This is a genomic window from Tabrizicola sp., from assembly GCF_016792905.1.
GTDB lineage: Bacteria > Pseudomonadota > Alphaproteobacteria > Rhodobacterales > Rhodobacteraceae > Tabrizicola.
This window is the reverse complement of sequence record NZ_JAEULP010000083.1, coordinates 11,429-26,349: the sequence shown is the minus strand read 5'-3', so window position 1 is coordinate 26,349 and position 14,921 is coordinate 11,429. Positions and strand designations below refer to the sequence as shown.

Annotated in this window: 15 protein-coding genes; 12 read left to right on the top strand and 3 right to left on the bottom strand. The window is 67.7% G+C overall.

All coding sequences use genetic code 11. From position 1 onward, the window contains the following. The first annotated feature begins 5 nt into the window (after positions 1-5). The 12 genes from JNL31_RS17220 to JNL31_RS17165 all read left to right on the top strand — a co-directional run bounded on the left by JNL31_RS17220 (position 6) and on the right by JNL31_RS17165 (position 12,433). The gene (locus tag JNL31_RS17220; protein ID WP_294975938.1) at positions 6-2,090 is read left to right on the top strand and encodes an OmpA family protein; all 2,085 of its coding nucleotides are present in this window, start codon (positions 6-8) and stop codon (positions 2,088-2,090) included. Positions 2,091-2,093: 3 nt separating this feature from the next. After that, a complete protein-coding gene (locus tag JNL31_RS17215) occupies positions 2,094-2,423 on the top strand; it encodes a hypothetical protein (RefSeq protein WP_294975935.1) in 330 nt (109 codons plus the stop codon). A 190-nt stretch (positions 2,424-2,613) separates the two neighbouring features. Next, complete coding sequence (locus tag JNL31_RS17210; RefSeq protein ID WP_294975932.1) at positions 2,614-4,092, top strand: NAD-dependent succinate-semialdehyde dehydrogenase; 1,479 nt, start codon at positions 2,614-2,616, stop codon at positions 4,090-4,092. 156 nt (positions 4,093-4,248) lie between these two features. Beyond that, positions 4,249-5,100, top strand: coding sequence for a glutathione-dependent disulfide-bond oxidoreductase (yghU, locus tag JNL31_RS17205; protein WP_294975929.1), 852 nt, complete (start codon positions 4,249-4,251; stop codon positions 5,098-5,100). A 75-nt stretch (positions 5,101-5,175) separates the two neighbouring features. After that, the gene (locus JNL31_RS17200) at positions 5,176-5,919 is read left to right on the top strand and encodes an SDR family oxidoreductase (RefSeq protein WP_294975926.1); all 744 of its coding nucleotides are present in this window, start codon (positions 5,176-5,178) and stop codon (positions 5,917-5,919) included. Positions 5,920-6,007: 88 nt separating this feature from the next. After that, positions 6,008-7,129 carry a pyridoxal phosphate-dependent aminotransferase gene (locus tag JNL31_RS17195; protein ID WP_294975924.1) on the top strand — a complete coding sequence of 374 codons (1,122 nt, stop codon included), beginning with the start codon at positions 6,008-6,010 and terminating at the stop codon, positions 7,127-7,129. Between the two features lie 147 nt (positions 7,130-7,276). Next, positions 7,277-7,756, top strand: coding sequence for a peptidoglycan-binding domain-containing protein (locus tag JNL31_RS17190; protein ID WP_294975922.1), 480 nt, complete (start codon positions 7,277-7,279; stop codon positions 7,754-7,756). A 184-nt stretch (positions 7,757-7,940) separates the two neighbouring features. Next, positions 7,941-8,477, top strand: a complete 537-nt coding sequence (locus tag JNL31_RS17185) for an RNA polymerase sigma factor (RefSeq protein ID WP_294975979.1) — start codon at positions 7,941-7,943, stop codon at positions 8,475-8,477. Then, positions 8,474-10,639 (top strand): von Willebrand factor type A domain-containing protein, encoded by a 2,166-nt coding sequence (locus JNL31_RS17180; protein ID WP_294975920.1) that lies wholly within the window; start codon positions 8,474-8,476, stop codon positions 10,637-10,639. The genes JNL31_RS17185 and JNL31_RS17180 overlap by 4 nt, the downstream gene beginning before the upstream one ends. Before the next feature lie 130 nt (positions 10,640-10,769). Next, complete coding sequence (locus JNL31_RS17175) at positions 10,770-11,135, top strand: hypothetical protein (RefSeq protein WP_294975917.1); 366 nt, start codon at positions 10,770-10,772, stop codon at positions 11,133-11,135. Positions 11,136-11,156: 21 nt separating this feature from the next. After that, a complete protein-coding gene (locus JNL31_RS17170) occupies positions 11,157-11,669 on the top strand; it encodes a sigma-70 family RNA polymerase sigma factor (protein WP_294975915.1) in 513 nt (170 codons plus the stop codon). Further along, a complete protein-coding gene (locus JNL31_RS17165) occupies positions 11,669-12,433 on the top strand; it encodes an anti-sigma factor (RefSeq protein ID WP_294975912.1) in 765 nt (254 codons plus the stop codon). Before JNL31_RS17170 ends, JNL31_RS17165 begins: the two co-directional genes overlap by 1 nt. Positions 12,434-12,534: 101 nt before the next feature. On the opposite strand, the gene JNL31_RS17160 is transcribed toward JNL31_RS17165, so the two are convergent. From JNL31_RS17160 to JNL31_RS17150, 3 genes are all read right to left on the bottom strand, one after another. After that, entirely contained in the window at positions 12,535-13,005 is a 471-nt protein-coding gene (locus JNL31_RS17160; RefSeq protein ID WP_294975909.1) for an Hsp20 family protein, read from the bottom strand. 125 nt (positions 13,006-13,130) lie between these two features. Next, positions 13,131-14,000, bottom strand: coding sequence for a trypsin-like peptidase domain-containing protein (locus tag JNL31_RS17155; RefSeq protein ID WP_294975906.1), 870 nt, complete (start codon positions 13,998-14,000; stop codon positions 13,131-13,133). After that, on the bottom strand, positions 13,997-14,806 hold the full coding sequence (locus JNL31_RS17150; protein ID WP_294975903.1) for a trypsin-like peptidase domain-containing protein: 810 nt from the start codon (positions 14,804-14,806) through the stop codon (positions 13,997-13,999). The genes JNL31_RS17155 and JNL31_RS17150 overlap by 4 nt, the downstream gene beginning before the upstream one ends. Positions 14,807-14,921 lie beyond the last annotated feature (115 nt).

Here is a 14,921-nt window from a genome sequence, read left to right as displayed (position 1 = left end):
GCGCAATGACCCGTCTGAGTCTTCCGGAATCCAAGCTGTTGCTGCTGCACCTACGCAAGCTGTCCACGACCACCCTGGCGCTGCTGGCCTTCATCCTGGCGGCGGCAGTGATGTTCTCGGTCGCCTATGGCGCGGCGCTGGTGATCGAATCGCGGACAAGCAAGGTGGTGACGGCACGGCTGGCCGAGGCGGGGATCGGCTGGATCACCGTCACGACCGACGGGTTGCAGGTGCGCCTGACCGGCACCGCCCCGCGCGAGGCCGAGCGGTTCCGCGCGGTGAACATGGTGGGTTCGCTGATCGACACCTCGCGCATCCGCGACCGGCTGGATGTCGCGCCGACGACGGGGATCGAGGCGCCGAAATTCTCGGTGCAGATGCTGCGGACGGAAGACGAGGTGCAGCTGAGCGGCCTGATCCCGGAAAAGCCCGGCGAGGGCGGGATGTCGGAGGAAGACCTGGCGGCAGCGGCAGCGGCGCTGGCGCAGGGGACCGAACTGCCCGACATGCTGGAGACGGCGGATTACCCTGCGCCCGACACCTGGAACGAGGCACTGGCCTTCGGGCTGGAAGCGCTGGAGCGGTTGCAGCTGTCGAAAATCTCGGTCAGCGCGGACCGCGTCGAGGTGAAGGCCATTGCCGACAGCGAGGACCAGAAACGCAAGCTGGAAGGCGAGTTGCGCGCCATTGCGCCCAAGGACGTGCAACTGGTGCTGGAGATTTCCGCACCGCGCCCGGTGATCACGCCCTTCACCATGCGCTTCGTCGTCGATGCCGAGGGCGCGCGGTTCGACAGCTGCTCGGCCGATACCGATCGCGCGCGGACGCAGATCCTGCGGGCGGCGACGGCGGCGGGGGTCGAGGGGGCGCCGATCTGCCAGGTCGGCCTTGGCACGCCGACCCCGCGTTGGGCGGATGCGGTGGCGCTGGCGATCAAGGCGGTCAAGGAACTGGGCTCGGGGTCGATCACCTTCTCGGATGCCGACGTCACGCTCCTGGCGGGCAGCGATGTGCCGCAGGCGACCTTCGACAAGGTGGTCGGCGACCTGGAGACCGGGCTGCCCGACGTCTTCTCGCTGACCTCGACGCTGGAGAAGAAGGAAACCGCAACCGAGGGCCCAGCCGAGTTCACCGCGACCCTGGCCGAGGACGGCAAGGTGGAACTGCGCGGCCGTCTGACCGACGAGCGGCAGAGGAGTGCGGTCGATGCCTTCGCCCGGTCGGCCTTTGCCGGGTCGGAGGTTCTGACCGCGACACGGATGGACGAGACCCTGCCGGACGGCTGGCCGGTCCGGGTGCTGGCGGGCCTCGAGGCGCTGGCCGAGGTCGACCACGGCAAGCTTCTGGTCCGCGCCGACCTGGTGGAGGTGACGGGCGTCACCGGCTCGACGGCAGCGCGCGGCAAGATCACCCAGATCCTGTCCGAGGCCCTGGGTCCGGGCCAGACCTTCAAGGTCAACGTCCGCTATGACGAGGCGCTGGACCCGGTCGCTTCGCTGCCCACGCCCGAGGAATGCGTGGCCGACGTGAACGCGGTGATCGCACGGACGAAGATCACCTTCACGCCCTCGTCCGCCGAGATCGCCACCACCGCCCGCCCCGTCCTGGACGAACTTGCGAAGATCCTGGCCAATTGCCCGCCGATCCAGATGGAGATCGGCGGCCATACCGACAGCCAGGGCTCCGAAGGCGGCAACCAGGCGTTGAGCCAGGCCCGGGCCGAGGCGGTGCTGCTGGCGCTGCAGGGCCGCCGGGTCGACGTGTCCGGCATGACGGCTGTGGGCTACGGCGAGGCGCAGCCGATTGCCGACAACGGCAGCGAGGAAGGCCGCGAGGCCAACCGCCGGATCGAATTCGTGCTGAAGGGCACCGCCGCGGCGACCTGGGCCGATGCCGTCACCGAGACCAACCCGGCAGGCGGCACCCCGGACCAGACGGGCGCGGGCGAAACCGCTCCCGACGGCTCTGCCACGGCCAACCCGGCGGCGACCGGCCCCGATTTCTCGGGCGATACCAGCCCGTCGGTCGCGCCCACCGAAAAGACCCTGGCGCCCAAGCCCCGCCCCGAAGGCCTGAAGGCCGAGGAATAACCTATGAACCGCACCGAATTCGTCGTCGCCACCGCCATCATCCTGCTGGTCGCCTTTGCGATGGGCTGGTTCACCCACTGGCTTCTGCACCGCTTCACCCGGGTGCAGGGCGGCGACATGGCCGAGATGGACAAGCTCGCGCAATCCCTGCACGAGGCGGAGGAATTGCGCGACCAGGCGCTGGCCTATCTGGAACAGCGCGAGGCGGAACTCACGAACCACATCAGCCAGACCGAGGCCGAGCTGAAAGCGGCGATGGAGGGCTTGCGCGACGCCCGCCACGAGGCCGAGGAGATGCGCGCCTATATCGAGCGGATGCACGCGAACGGGTGAGGACAGGGCGATTTCTTCGAAGAAATCGTACCGGAGCCTTTGAAGGCTCCGTTCCGGAGTTTTCAAAACTCCGGCATGTCGGTCCAGCCTGCCACGGATTTGATCGGACCCTGGCCTGAAGCGCGGCTTGGAACTGGACATACCCTGTCATGCGTGGCACCTGTCTGCCAAAGCATAAGGAGGCCCACCCATGCTCGATTCCGTGACCGATCTCGCGTCGCTTCTGAAAGACCCCTCGCTTCTGGTCTTCAAGTCCTATGTCGCCGGGGAATGGATCGCCGCCGACGACGGCTCGACCTTCGCCGTGACCAACCCCGCGCGTGGCGACGTGATCTGCCAGCTGCCGAACCTTGGCCGGGCCGAGGCTGCCCGCGCAATCAAGGCCGCGCATGTCGCGCATCGCGAATGGGCCAAGCGCACCGGCAAGGAACGCGCGCAGGTCCTGCGCAAGTGGTTCGACCTCTGCATGGCGAACCAGGACGACCTGGCGACCATCCTGACCGCCGAGATGGGCAAGCCCCTGGCCGAGGCCAAGGGCGAGATCGCCTACGGGTCCAGCTATATCGAGTTCTTCGGGGAAGAGGCCAAGCGCACCTATGGCGACATCATCCCCGGCCACCAGCGCGACAAGCGCATCCATGTGCTGAAGCAGCCGATCGGCGTCGCCGCCTCGATCACCCCCTGGAACTTCCCGAACGCGATGATCGCGCGGAAGGTGGCCCCTGCCCTTGCGGCGGGTTGTGGCTTTGTCGCGCGTCCGGCGGCAGAGACGCCGCTCTCGGCGCTGGCGCTGGCGGTGCTGGCGGAACGTGCCGGGGTTCCGGCCGGGCTCTTCTCGGTCATCACCTCGAAGCGGTCGTCGGACATCGGCAAGGAGTTCTGCGAGAACCCCTTGATCCGCAAGCTGACCTTCACCGGGTCGACGGAAGTGGGCCGCATCCTGCTGAAACAGGCGGCGGACCAGGTGCTGAAATGCTCGATGGAGCTGGGCGGCAACGCGCCCTTCATCGTCTTCGACGACGCCGACCTGGATCTGGCGGTCGAAGGGGCGATGATCTCGAAGTTCCGCAACAACGGCCAGACCTGCGTCTGCGCCAACCGGATCTATGTGCAGGCCGGGGTCTATGACGCCTTTGCCAAGAAGCTGACGGCGGCGGTCGAGAAGCTTTCCATCGGCGACGGGCTGAAGGCGGGCGTCACAACCGGCCCGCTGATCAACGAAGCGGCGATGGACAAGGTCGAGGAGCATATCGCCGATGTGCTGGCCGGGGGCGGCAAGGTCGTGACCGGCGGCAAGCGTCACGCGCTTGGCGGGTCGTTCTTCCAGCCGACGGTCGTGACCGGGGTGAAGCCCGACATGAAGGTCGCAACCGAGGAAACCTTCGGGCCGCTGGCACCCCTGTTCAAGTTCGACACCGAGGAAGAGGTGATCGAGCTGGCGAATGCCACGATTTTCGGGCTGGCCTCTTACTTCTATGCCCGCGACATCGGCCGGATCACCCGGGTACAGGAAGCGCTGGAATACGGCATGGTCGGCGTGAACACCGGCCTTATCTCCAACGAGATGGCGCCGTTCGGCGGGGTCAAGCAGTCGGGTCTTGGGCGTGAAGGCAGCCGCCACGGGATCGACGACTACATGGAGCTGAAATACGTCTGCCTGTCGGTCTGACCGGGTGGACGCGGATCAAGGGGGGCGGCTTTCGGGCCGCCCTTTTCCTTTGCTGTGCATTTGCGCAGCCCTTTGCCGCAGGTCGGGACCTCTGGAAGGTCGGGAACCGATACACTAACTTTCCTGTTCAACGTCCACGGTAACAAGGTTTTACCCATGCCGAACGACTATACCCCGCCGAAGGTCTGGAAATGGGAACAGCCCTCGGGCGGCACTTTCGCCAACATCAACCGCCCCGTCGCCGGGCCGACGCATGACAAGGCGCTGCCGGTCGGCAAGCACCCGTTGCAGCTCTACTCGCTCGCCACGCCGAACGGGATCAAGGTGACGATCCTTCTGGAGGAGCTGCTTGAGGCCGGCTTTGACGCCGAATACGACGCCTGGCTGATCAAGATCGGCGACGGCGACCAGTTCGGGTCGGGCTTCGTCGAGGTGAACCCGAATTCCAAGATCCCGGCGCTGATGGACCATGGGGTGAACCCGCCGCAGCGGGTGTTCGAGAGCGCCTCGATCATGCTGTACCTGGCCGAGAAGTTCGGCGGGGCCTTCATTCCGAAGGATCCGTCGAACCGGACCGAGATGTTCAGCTGGCTCTTCTGGCAGATGGGCTCGGCCCCCTTCGTCGGCGGTGGCTTCGGGCATTTCTACGCCTATGCGCCGGTGAAGATCGAATATGCGATCAACCGTTACGCGATGGAGACGAAGCGCCAGCTGGACGTCCTGGACCGGCATCTGGCGACGCATGACTGGATGGCGGGGGAATACTCGCTGGCCGACATGGCGATCTATGCCTGGTATGGCGGGTTGGCCCTTGGCCGGTCCTACAACGCGGCCGAGTTCCTGGACGCGGACAGCTACAAGCATGTGATCGCCTGGGCGAAGCGGATCGAGGCGCGCCCGGCGGTGACCCGGGGCCGCAAGGTGAACCGCACCTGGGGCGAGCCCTGGGAGCAACTGCCGGAACGCCATTCGGCGGCGGATTTCGACGCGCTGCCGAAAGCGCCCTGACGATCTGACAGGACGGATTGAGCCAGCCCGGGCCTTCGCCTAGGCTGGCTTTTCCATGCCAGGGAAGCACGAGCCATGTCCAACCGCATCGCCCCGAAAGTCGCCGTCGTCACCGGAGCCGCCGGGGGGCTGGGGCGGGCGTTCGTCGACCGGCTGCTGGCCGACGGGTTGACGGTGGTGGGGGTCGACATCGACGGGGCGGCGCTGCTGGCAATGGCAGCCGACCGCGAGGGGTTCGTGGCGGAAGCGGTGGACCTGACGGATACGGAGGCCATCGCGGACCTGTTCGACCGGCTGGTGGCGCGGTTCGGGGGCGTGGATGCGCTGGTGAACAACGCCGGGACCTGCTTCATGTCGGACTTTCCGGACATCCCCGCGGATGAACTGGACCGGCAGATGGCGATCAACTTTTCCTCGGCCTTCCATTGCTGCCAGGGGGCGGTGAAAGCGATGGCGGGGCGGTCGGGGGTGCGGAAGATCGTCAACATCTCGTCGAACGGGGCCTACAACTTCGACGTCTTCGACCCGCCGCATTACCGCGCCTCGAAGGCGGCGATGGACACGCTGACCAAGGATCTCGCGCGGCGCTATGCCCGCGACCGGATCGCGGTGAACTCCATCGCCCCGGCAATGACCGAGACGCCGCTTTTCAACGTGCTGACCGAAGAGGTGCTGGCCCGCGCCATCAGCGCGATGCCGCATGGGCGGGCAATGCAGCCGGAGGAGATTGCGAATTGGGTGGGATTCCTGATCTCGCCCGCCGGGGATGTGTCGTCGGGCAATGTGATCATCCTGAACCAGGGGCGTGACGTGCGGTGAGGGGGGGCGATTTCTTCAAAGAAATCGGGGCGGAGCCTTTGAAGGCTCCGATCCGGACTTTTCGAAAAGTCCGGTTTGGGCGAGACAGATGAAGGTCACGATCCACAAGCTGTTCGACTACCTTTTGGAGACCACCGCCGCCGAGCCACCGGAGTGCTTCATCGGATTTTCGCTGGCCCGGTCGCCCCGGCTGAAGGACTTCCTGCCCGACCTCGACCCGGAGCTGTCGCTCGACTGGAACGGGAAAAGCTTCCTGGGCCTGCCCAGCCTGCGGCAACGGGTGCTGGATCAGGCGGGGCTGGACCTGTCCGCGGACAGCGTGCTGATCACGGCGGGGGCGGCGGAGGCGAACTACCTCTTGTTCCGGCAGCTGGTGCAGGCGGGCGACGAGATCATCACCGAAGCGCCGGGCTGGCCGCAGGCGGGGGTGATGGCGAAGGCCATCGGGGCGCGGCTGGTGGAGGTGCCGCGCGACGAGACGCAGGGCTGGGCGCTGGCCCCCGCAGTGGTCGCCTGCGCGATCACGCCGAAGACGCGGATGATCTTTCTGACCAACCCGAACAACCCCACCGGGCGGCTGATCCCGGAGGCCGATCTGCGCGCGCTGGCGGCGCTGGCGGACAGGCATGGCATCTGGCTGGTGGTGGACGAAGTCTATGCGGGCCTCGAATGGGCCGGGCCGCGACCGCCCTCCATCGCCGGGCTGACGGCGTTCGGGATCACCACGGGATCGGTGTCGAAGGCGCTTGGGTTGCAGGGGCTGCGGACGGGCTGGATGATCTGCCAGTCGCCGCAGGTGATCCGTGACGCGATGATCCTGCGCGAGAACGGGTCCGAGATCATGAACGTGCTGGGCGAACATATCGCCGAGATTGCGCTGCGACCGGAGCGTCTGGCGGCAAGCCTTGGCAGGGCACGGGCCGAAGGGGCAGAGGTGCTGGACCGTCTGGATGCTTTTGTGTCGGGCGATCCCCGCCTTTCCTGGCACCGGCCCGAGGCCGGGCTGATCGGCCTGGCGCGGGTCGAAGGGACGGACGGCGAATCGCTGGCCCGCGCGCTGCTGGCCCCGCCATATCGCACATTCCTGCTGCCGGGATCGGCCTACGGATTGCCCCACCACATCCGCATCGGGGCGGGAGGGGGCCCGGAAGCGCGGCTGGAGGAAGGTTTAGGCCGACTTTCCGCACTACTCCGCAGAGACCGGACTTGATGTAACTAACGGATTCAAAATGCGTTATCAGATAGCAGTGCAGTGCTTTCCCCTAGCGCGGCGCTGATTTTGCCTAGCGTGGCCCCGGTGCCCATAACCAGTGGCATCGAACCCCGACTGCCCGGGGAACCCACGAAAGGACACGACATGCTGCTCTCTGTCACGAAAGCCAAGACCACCCTGATCGCTGGCCTGACCGCGCTTTCCATCGCCGCCGTTCCCGCCACCCCGGCGCTTGCCTGGGGCGACAAGGAGCAGGGCTTTGTCGCCGGGGTCGCCACCGCCGTCATCGTCGACGAGATCCTGAAGAACCGCAGGGCGCGGCTGTACGGCCAGACCTATGCACCCGCCCCGACCTATGTCGAGCCGCGCCCGGTCTATGCCGAGCCGCACCACACGACCTCGATCTACGCGACCCCGGCCGCACGGGCGTTCCAGAGCTATTCGCTGAGGGAGCGCAAGGCGATCCAGCGCAACCTGCGCGCCTATGGCTACTATCGCGGCGGGATCGACGGTTCGTTCGGACCCGGCACCTACACTGCGGTGACCGCCTATGCCCGCGACGAGGGCCAGAGCCTGAGGACCAATTCCTCCGCCTATGGCGTCTATGACGGGTTGCTTTACTGATCACTTCCCCTTGGTCCAGGACCTGAACAGCCCCAGAGCCCCCGGCCCGGCCCCCGTCCGGACCGGGGGTCATTCCGTTTCGGGGGGCCATTCCATTTCGGGTGGGCTTTTTGTCCGGGGTAAGGATTTCCGGGCGCGGCCCAAGGATTGCCCTTCGGTGCGCGTCCCAGATAACGTGATGCTGATGGATACGCCCGACGAGATGCTGGCCACTGCCGCCGCCCAAGGAGATCGGGCGGCTTTCGCCACTTTGGTCGGGCGGCATTATGACCGCATCCATGGCCTTGCCTGGCGGCTGACCGGCGCGAAGGCGGAAGCCGAGGATCTGGCGCAAGACATCTGTGCCGCCCTGCCATCGAAGCTGCGGAACTGGCGCGGCGAGGCCCGGTTCACCACCTGGCTTTACCGCGTGGTGGTGAACGCCGCGCATGACCTGCGGCGGCGGCAGGCGACCAGGTCGCGCGCCGCGCAGGGCTGGGGCGACTGGGAGATTGCGCGGCAGGACGAGATTGCCGTGCAGGCCGAAGCGGCGGACTGGCTGGCGCAGGCGATGACGCAGCTTTCGCCGGAATTGCGCGATACGGTGGCGCTGGTCTTGGGGGAAGAGATGACCCAGGCCGAAGCCGGGGTTGTGCTGGGCGTCTCCGAGGGGACGATTGCCTGGCGGATGAGCGAAGTGAAGAAACGCCTGCGGGCCATGGCGAAGGAGGAGGCGAAATGAGCGACGATCTTGACGACCTCCGCGGCCTGCTGAAGGCGGCGCCGGCCCCGGATGGGGATGCGAAGGCGCGGGCGATGGCGCTGGCGATGGAAAATTTCGACCGGCTCCAAGGATCGACGGAAGGGACACGTTCCAGTGAGGACCGCACCAAAGCGGCCCCCCTGAACGGAGTACGTCGCATGTTGAATTACCTGACCTCCCGCCCCGCCCTTGCCGCCACCACCTCGGTCGCGGCGCTGATCATCGGTGTCGCGGTGATCCTGCCGGTGGCCGATCTTCGGATCGGCAAGCCCACCGTGGTCGAGGCGCCGAAGACCGAGCCGGTTCCGCCGGTAGAGCCGGTGGTGGACCCCCTGCCGACCACGCCGCAAACGGAAACGGCCCCCGAGGGCGCGACCACGGCCAATTCCGGTGGCGAGGCTGCGGCCCTGTCGGTCGAGGCCGACGATGCGGCCCCGACCGGCATTGACACTGCTACGCCGAAGCCAGAGGCGAAAGCGGTTGCCACCGACGAACTTGCCCGGCAGGCGGGAACCGAGATCGACAGTTCCTCGACCGCCGTTGCCGCGACGGAAGCGGAGCCCATGATGGAGGCTCCGGCTCTGGATCTGGCGGAAGAGGCGGCGCCTGCCCCCGTCGAAGGCCTCGTCGCCGATGCCGAAGCCCGCCTGCGCACCGAGGCCCCTGCCGATGCGGGCGGGGTGATGGGCTATGTCGCCGCCCCGGCGACCTCGATCACTGCCGAACCGGAGCTGATGCCGCCGCCGGTCGAGAACACCGAGGCCTATGCCAACGAGGCCCCGAACCCGGTGAAGGTGACGGCGGAGGAACCCGTCTCGACCTTCTCGATCGACGTGGATACCGCCTCCTATGCCGTGGTGCGGTCCTCGTTGACCGGGGGCTATCTGCCGACGCCCGATCAGGTGCGCATCGAAGAGATGGTGAACTACTTCCCCTATGCCTACGCGGCGCCCGAGGGGGACGCGGCCTTCGCCTCGACCGTCAGCGTGATGCCGACGCCCTGGAACCCCGGCACGCGGCTTGTCACCATCGGCATCCAGGGTGCGCTGCCCGAAGTCACCGCCCGCCCCCCGCTGAACCTGGTGTTCCTGATCGACACTTCGGGGTCGATGGAGGATGCCAACAAGCTGCCGCTCCTCAAGCAGTCGCTGTCGCTGATGCTGTCGGAACTGCGGCCCGAGGATCAGGTGTCCATCGTCACCTATGCCGGGTCGGCCGGTCTGGTGCTGCCGCCGACGGCCGCGAAGGATCGGGCGACGATCCTGGCCTCGCTGGAGAACCTTGCGGCGGGCGGGTCAACCGCCGGGGCCGAGGGGCTGGAGCTGGCCTATCAGGTGGCGGACGGGATGAAGGCCGACGGCGAGGTCACGCGCATCCTGCTGGCCACCGATGGCGACTTCAACGTCGGGATCGACGACCCGGACGGGCTGGAAGCCTATGTCGCGAAGAAGCGCGAGAGCGGCACCTATCTGTCGGTCCTGGGCTTCGGGCGCGGCAACCTGGACGATGCGATCATGCAGGCCTTGGCGCAGAACGGCAACGGGACGGCGGCCTATATCGACACCCTCAGCGAGGCGCGGAAGGTGCTGGTGGACCAGCTGACCGGAGCTTTGTTCCCCATCGCCGACGACGTGAAGATCCAGGTCGAATGGAACCCCGCGACCGTCGCGGAATACCGGCTGATCGGCTACGAGACCCGCAGCCTCCGGCGGGAGGATTTCAACAACGACAAGGTCGACGCGGGCGAGATCGGCGCGGGGACGCAGGTCACGGCGATCTACGAGGTGACGGCGCCGGGGTCGGACGCTTTGCTGAACGATCCCTTGCGCTATGGCACGGCCCCGGCCGAGGGGACGGCGGGGGAACTCGGCTTCCTGCGGCTGCGCTGGAAGGCGCCGGGCGAGGATAGCTCGACCTTGGTGGAAACCCCGATCACCGGACAGGAGGCTGCCTCCACGGAGACCCGCTTCGCCGCGGCCATCGCGGGCTTCGGGCAGCTGTTGCAGGGCTCGGTCTACCTCGGCGACTGGGGCTGGGACGAGGCCATTGCGCTGGCCGGGGCGAACCGGGGCGAGGATGCCTTCGGCTACCGGATCGAGGCGGTGAACCTGATGCGGCTGGCGCAAAGCCTGTCGAAGTAGGTCATCACAAGCGCGTGAGACCAAGGCCGGCGCGGGATGAAACTCGCGTCGGCTGCGTCATTCCCTGCAGGTGGCCGCAGTGGCTGCCCGCCCGGCTTCGGGCCAAGCGAAGCCAATCGGAGGATTCTCGATGACCCGCACCCCGCTCGCCCTTGTTCTTGCCCTTCTGGCTGGGCCCGCGCTGGCCGACGGCATGGCCGTGATGGAAAAGGACGGCGTCCTGACCGATGCCAACGGCATGACGCTGTACACCTTCGACAAGGACGAAGGCGGCGTCTCGGCCTGCTACGACAAATGCGCCGAAAACTGGCCGCCGCTGCTGGCCGCCGCCGATGCCAAGGCCGAAGGCGAATACGGCCTGACCGACCGCACCGATGGCTCGAAGCAATGGACCTATGACGGCAAGCCGCTCTATCTCTGGGTCAAGGACCAGAAGCCGGGCGACATGACCGGCGACGGCGTCAACGACGTCTGGCACACTGCCAAGGCAGACTGAGGCCAAGGACCCAGACCAGCAATGCCGTTCCTGGACCAGATCGAGGCCGCCATCCCGGGCCTTCGGGCCTATGCCCGGGCGCTGACGCGTGACCGCGAGGTGGCGGATGATCTGGTCCAGGACACGCTTGAAGCCGCATTGGCCCGGCAGGCGCAATGGCGCGGTGATGGCCCGTTGCGCGCCTGGCTGGCCCGCATCCTGATGAACCGCTTTCGCGACGGGCTGCGGCGGAAGCGCCCTGAAACGATAGTGCTGACGCTGGTCCCGGACCCGGCCGACCTGTCGGCCACCCGCGCCGCCGAGGGGCGGCTGGCGCTGGCCGAGGTTCACGCCGCGATGGGCCGCCTGCCCGAGGACCAGCGCGCCGCCCTGCTCCTGGTGGCGCTGGAGGGGATGAGCCTTGCCGAAGCCGCAAGCGTGCTGGGCTGTGCCGAGGGCACGCTCGCCTCGCGGCTGGCGCGGGGGCGGGCGGCATTGAGACAGATGACGGGGCGCGAGGCGGTGCCCCACCGTCCCGGAAAGGCAGGCGAGTGATGTCCGGTTCCCCGTCGTTCGATCAGGAAGAGGCGCTGCGCCTGCGCCACGGGTCAGAGGCCGATCAGGCCCGGCTGCGCGCCATGGCCGAAACCGATGCGGGGCTGGCCGCGCTCATCGCCGACTGGGACCGGCAGGATGCGGCGATCCGCGCGCTGTACGCCCCGGTTGCCGAGGAACCGATCCCCGACCGCCTGCGGAAGATGATCACCGGGGCACGCCATGCGCCCCGCCGCCCCGCGCTGCCCATGTGGCGCATCGCCGCCGGGGTGGCGCTGCTGGCCTTCGGCTTCGCCGCCGGATGGGGCGGCGCGCGCTTCACCCAATCCCCGGCCAGCCCGACCCTTGCCCAGGCGGCGATGACCAGCTTTGCCACCTATTCCGTCGAGGCGCGGCATCCGGTCGAGGTCGGCGCCGAGGACGAGGCGCATCTGGTGCAATGGCTGTCCAAGCGCCTTGGCACCCCGTTCCACCCGCCCGACCTGTCGACAGGGGGCTTCCGGCTGATCGGCGGCAGGCTTCTGCCGGGCGCGACCTCGCCCGCGGCACTCCTGATGTACGAGGATGACCTGGGGCGCAGGCTGGCGCTGTATCTGTCGCGCAGCGAGGGGCGGGAAAGCGACCTTGCCTTTGCCGAGGAGCCGGGGCGGCAGGCGTTCTGGTGGATCGAGGGCAACCTGGGCTGCGCGCTGGTCGGCGATCTGCCGCGCGACACGCTGCGACGGCTGGCGATTGCCGCCTATCACGACCTGACCGAGGCTTGACCCCAGCGACCCGGCAGTCGTGAGAAAGGGGCGCGCCGGTTTCCCGGTGCGCCCCCGATTTCCGAACCCCAGGGGCCCGGTTGCCGATCTCGGCCTTCGCCTCAGTTGACGGTCTCGGCCTTCGCCTCCAGCACCGGGGTCGCGCCATTGGCGTGCGCAATCTCGATCCGGCGGGGCTTCATCGCCTCGGGCACTTCGCGGACGAGGTCGATGTGCAGCATCCCGTGCTCATGCACCGCACCCGCGACGCGGACATGGTCGGCGAGCGCAAAGCGGCGCTCGAAGGCGCGGGTGGCGATGCCGCGGTGCAGGTAGCTGCGTTCGGTTTCGTCCTGGGCCTTGCGGGCGGTCACGAGAAGGCTGCCGTCCCGGACTTCGACGCCCAGTTCCTCCGGGGTGAACCCGGCAACGGCGATCGAGATGCGATAGGCATCCTCGGCGGTCTTTTCGATGTTGTAGGGCGGATAGGTGGGCTGGGTCCCGTCACTGGTCAGCACCCGGTCCATCAGGTCGGCGATGCGGTCGAAGCCGACGGTGGCACGGTAAAGCGGCGCGAAATCAAGATTGCGCATGGTCATCCTCCTGGAAGCGATGTCAGGGGCCTTCCCTTTTCGGGGGCAAGGCGGGTTCACCGGGCCCGTCATGGCACCCGGATGACTGTCAGGTAGGAAACGGATTTTGCGCTTTCAAGGGCCGGTCAGGGCGAGACGAAGCGCGCTCCGGTACCGGTGCCGGTGACGGCTGATGTGCCGCTGTCGCCCTGCAGCACGATGCGCCTGGCAGGCTTGCCCGGCATCCCCGACGACGCAATCCCGGGCGGACCCTTCGCACCCGGCTTGCCGGGGCTGAGCGATTGGCCCTCGCCGAGCGCGGCTTTCAGCTCGTCCACGCGGTCGGGCAGTTCCATTCCGAAGGCAATCGCCTTGCCGTCCATCTCGCCCCCCGCCGAGATGATCGAGACGATCTTCGCCCGATAGCCCGACCGGTCCAGCACCGGAGCGCCGGACGAACCGAACGTCACGTCGCAATCGAAGGCGATCAACCGATCCTCACGGCCCATGACCTTGCAGACCCGCTGCCAGGACAGCGCCTCTTCCCTCCCCTCGGCATAGGAGACCACGCTGACCTCGTCTCCGGTTCCGGGGCGGGCCACGGCAAAGGGCGAGATGACCGAGCTTGGGATCGGACTTGCAAGCTGCAAGAGCGCCACGTCGCGTTCGATCATCTCGACCGGCGCGGGACTGGCGTTCCGATAGGCGGGGTCGGCGATGGTGCGGGCCACCGGCACCTCGGCCAGCGAGATGCCATGCGAAAACCCGGCCCGGAAGGTGATCCGCGCGGCATCTACCGGGGTGCCGTCCGGTTTCAGGACGCAATGCGCCGCCGTCAGCACAAGGTCGTCGGCGATCAGCGTGCCGGTGCAGAAGCCGCCGTTCTCGACATCCACCCGGCCCACGGGTTCGAACCCGCGCAGGTCCTCGCGCGTGGTCAACTCGTCAAGGCCCGAGTTCGGCTCGGCGCCCGCCGCGCCTGCCACAAGGATCACCGAGGCCAGCAGCGCCTTCATGGCTTGACGAACTTTGCCCCGGCGCCATTGCCACCGGACAGGACGCTGACCGATTTGGACCCGCCGAAAGACCCGGCCTTGCTGTCTTCCAGCGCGCTGCGCAAGGCGGCCATCGGTTCGGCCAGCGGCACCGCGAGCGCGACCTTGCGGCCATCGACCTCGGCCTTGGCCGAGATCACGGACACCACCTTCGCCACCCCGTCGCGGATGGTGAAGACCGGCGCGCCGGAAGAGCCGAAATCGACGCTGCAGGTCAGGATCAGCGCGGTGCGTTCACCCGCCAGCACTTCGCAGCCCTCCTGGATCGAGGGCGCCTCTTCGCGGTACTGGGCATAGGAAACGACGCCGACCGGATCGCCCTCGACCGGGGCGGCGCCGGTCTCGAACGGCGCAAGCGACGGCAGCCGGATCGGCTGGCTGAGTTCGAGAAGCGCCAGGTCGTCGGTCACGCGGTCCAGCTTGTCCCCGGCGCTGAAGCGGTAGTCCGGATGCGCGACGGCGCGGCTGACCCGGCGGTAGGCCACGGCGCGGCCATTGCGGAAACCGGCCTGGAACTCGATCTCCTCGGGGCGGAGCTGCACGCCGGTGGTCTTGTCATACAGGCAATGCGCCGCGGTCAGCACCAGCTGCGGCCCGATGAGCGCACCGGTGCAGAAGCCGCGCTTGCCGAGGATCAGCTTGCCCACCGCATCCCAGCCGCGCGAATCGTCCGCCGTCTCCAGCTTGACCATGTCGGCGTCTTGCGGGTGGGCCGGACCGGAAACGACCAGCACCACCGCCAGAAGACCAGGGAACAGGTAACGCATGGAACCTCCCCTCCCAGCGCGGCCTTCAGGCTTACCCGGCGACTTTGGCGGATTTGGGGCCGGTCGCGCAAGGCGGTCGCGCGCAAGCTGCGGCACGCCCGGGCATTTCGGCAAC

Coding starts and splice junctions, on each gene's coding strand:
- JNL31_RS17155 (WP_294975906.1), bottom strand. CDS start 14,000: ATGAAGGCGCTGCTGGCCTCGGTGATCCTTGTGGCAGGCGCGGCGGGC.
- JNL31_RS17165 (WP_294975912.1), top strand. CDS start 11,669: ATGTCCGGTTCCCCGTCGTTCGATCAGGAAGAGGCGCTGCGCCTGCGC.
- JNL31_RS17220 (WP_294975938.1), top strand. CDS start 6: ATGACCCGTCTGAGTCTTCCGGAATCCAAGCTGTTGCTGCTGCACCTA.
- JNL31_RS17150 (WP_294975903.1), bottom strand. CDS start 14,806: ATGCGTTACCTGTTCCCTGGTCTTCTGGCGGTGGTGCTGGTCGTTTCC.
- yghU (WP_294975929.1), top strand. CDS start 4,249: ATGCCGAACGACTATACCCCGCCGAAGGTCTGGAAATGGGAACAGCCC.
- JNL31_RS17210 (WP_294975932.1), top strand. CDS start 2,614: ATGCTCGATTCCGTGACCGATCTCGCGTCGCTTCTGAAAGACCCCTCG.
- JNL31_RS17200 (WP_294975926.1), top strand. CDS start 5,176: ATGTCCAACCGCATCGCCCCGAAAGTCGCCGTCGTCACCGGAGCCGCC.
- JNL31_RS17160 (WP_294975909.1), bottom strand. CDS start 13,005: ATGCGCAATCTTGATTTCGCGCCGCTTTACCGTGCCACCGTCGGCTTC.
- JNL31_RS17180 (WP_294975920.1), top strand. CDS start 8,474: ATGAGCGACGATCTTGACGACCTCCGCGGCCTGCTGAAGGCGGCGCCG.
- JNL31_RS17170 (WP_294975915.1), top strand. CDS start 11,157: ATGCCGTTCCTGGACCAGATCGAGGCCGCCATCCCGGGCCTTCGGGCC.
- JNL31_RS17175 (WP_294975917.1), top strand. CDS start 10,770: ATGACCCGCACCCCGCTCGCCCTTGTTCTTGCCCTTCTGGCTGGGCCC.
- JNL31_RS17195 (WP_294975924.1), top strand. CDS start 6,008: ATGAAGGTCACGATCCACAAGCTGTTCGACTACCTTTTGGAGACCACC.
- JNL31_RS17215 (WP_294975935.1), top strand. CDS start 2,094: ATGAACCGCACCGAATTCGTCGTCGCCACCGCCATCATCCTGCTGGTC.
- JNL31_RS17190 (WP_294975922.1), top strand. CDS start 7,277: ATGCTGCTCTCTGTCACGAAAGCCAAGACCACCCTGATCGCTGGCCTG.
- JNL31_RS17185 (WP_294975979.1), top strand. CDS start 7,941: ATGGATACGCCCGACGAGATGCTGGCCACTGCCGCCGCCCAAGGAGAT.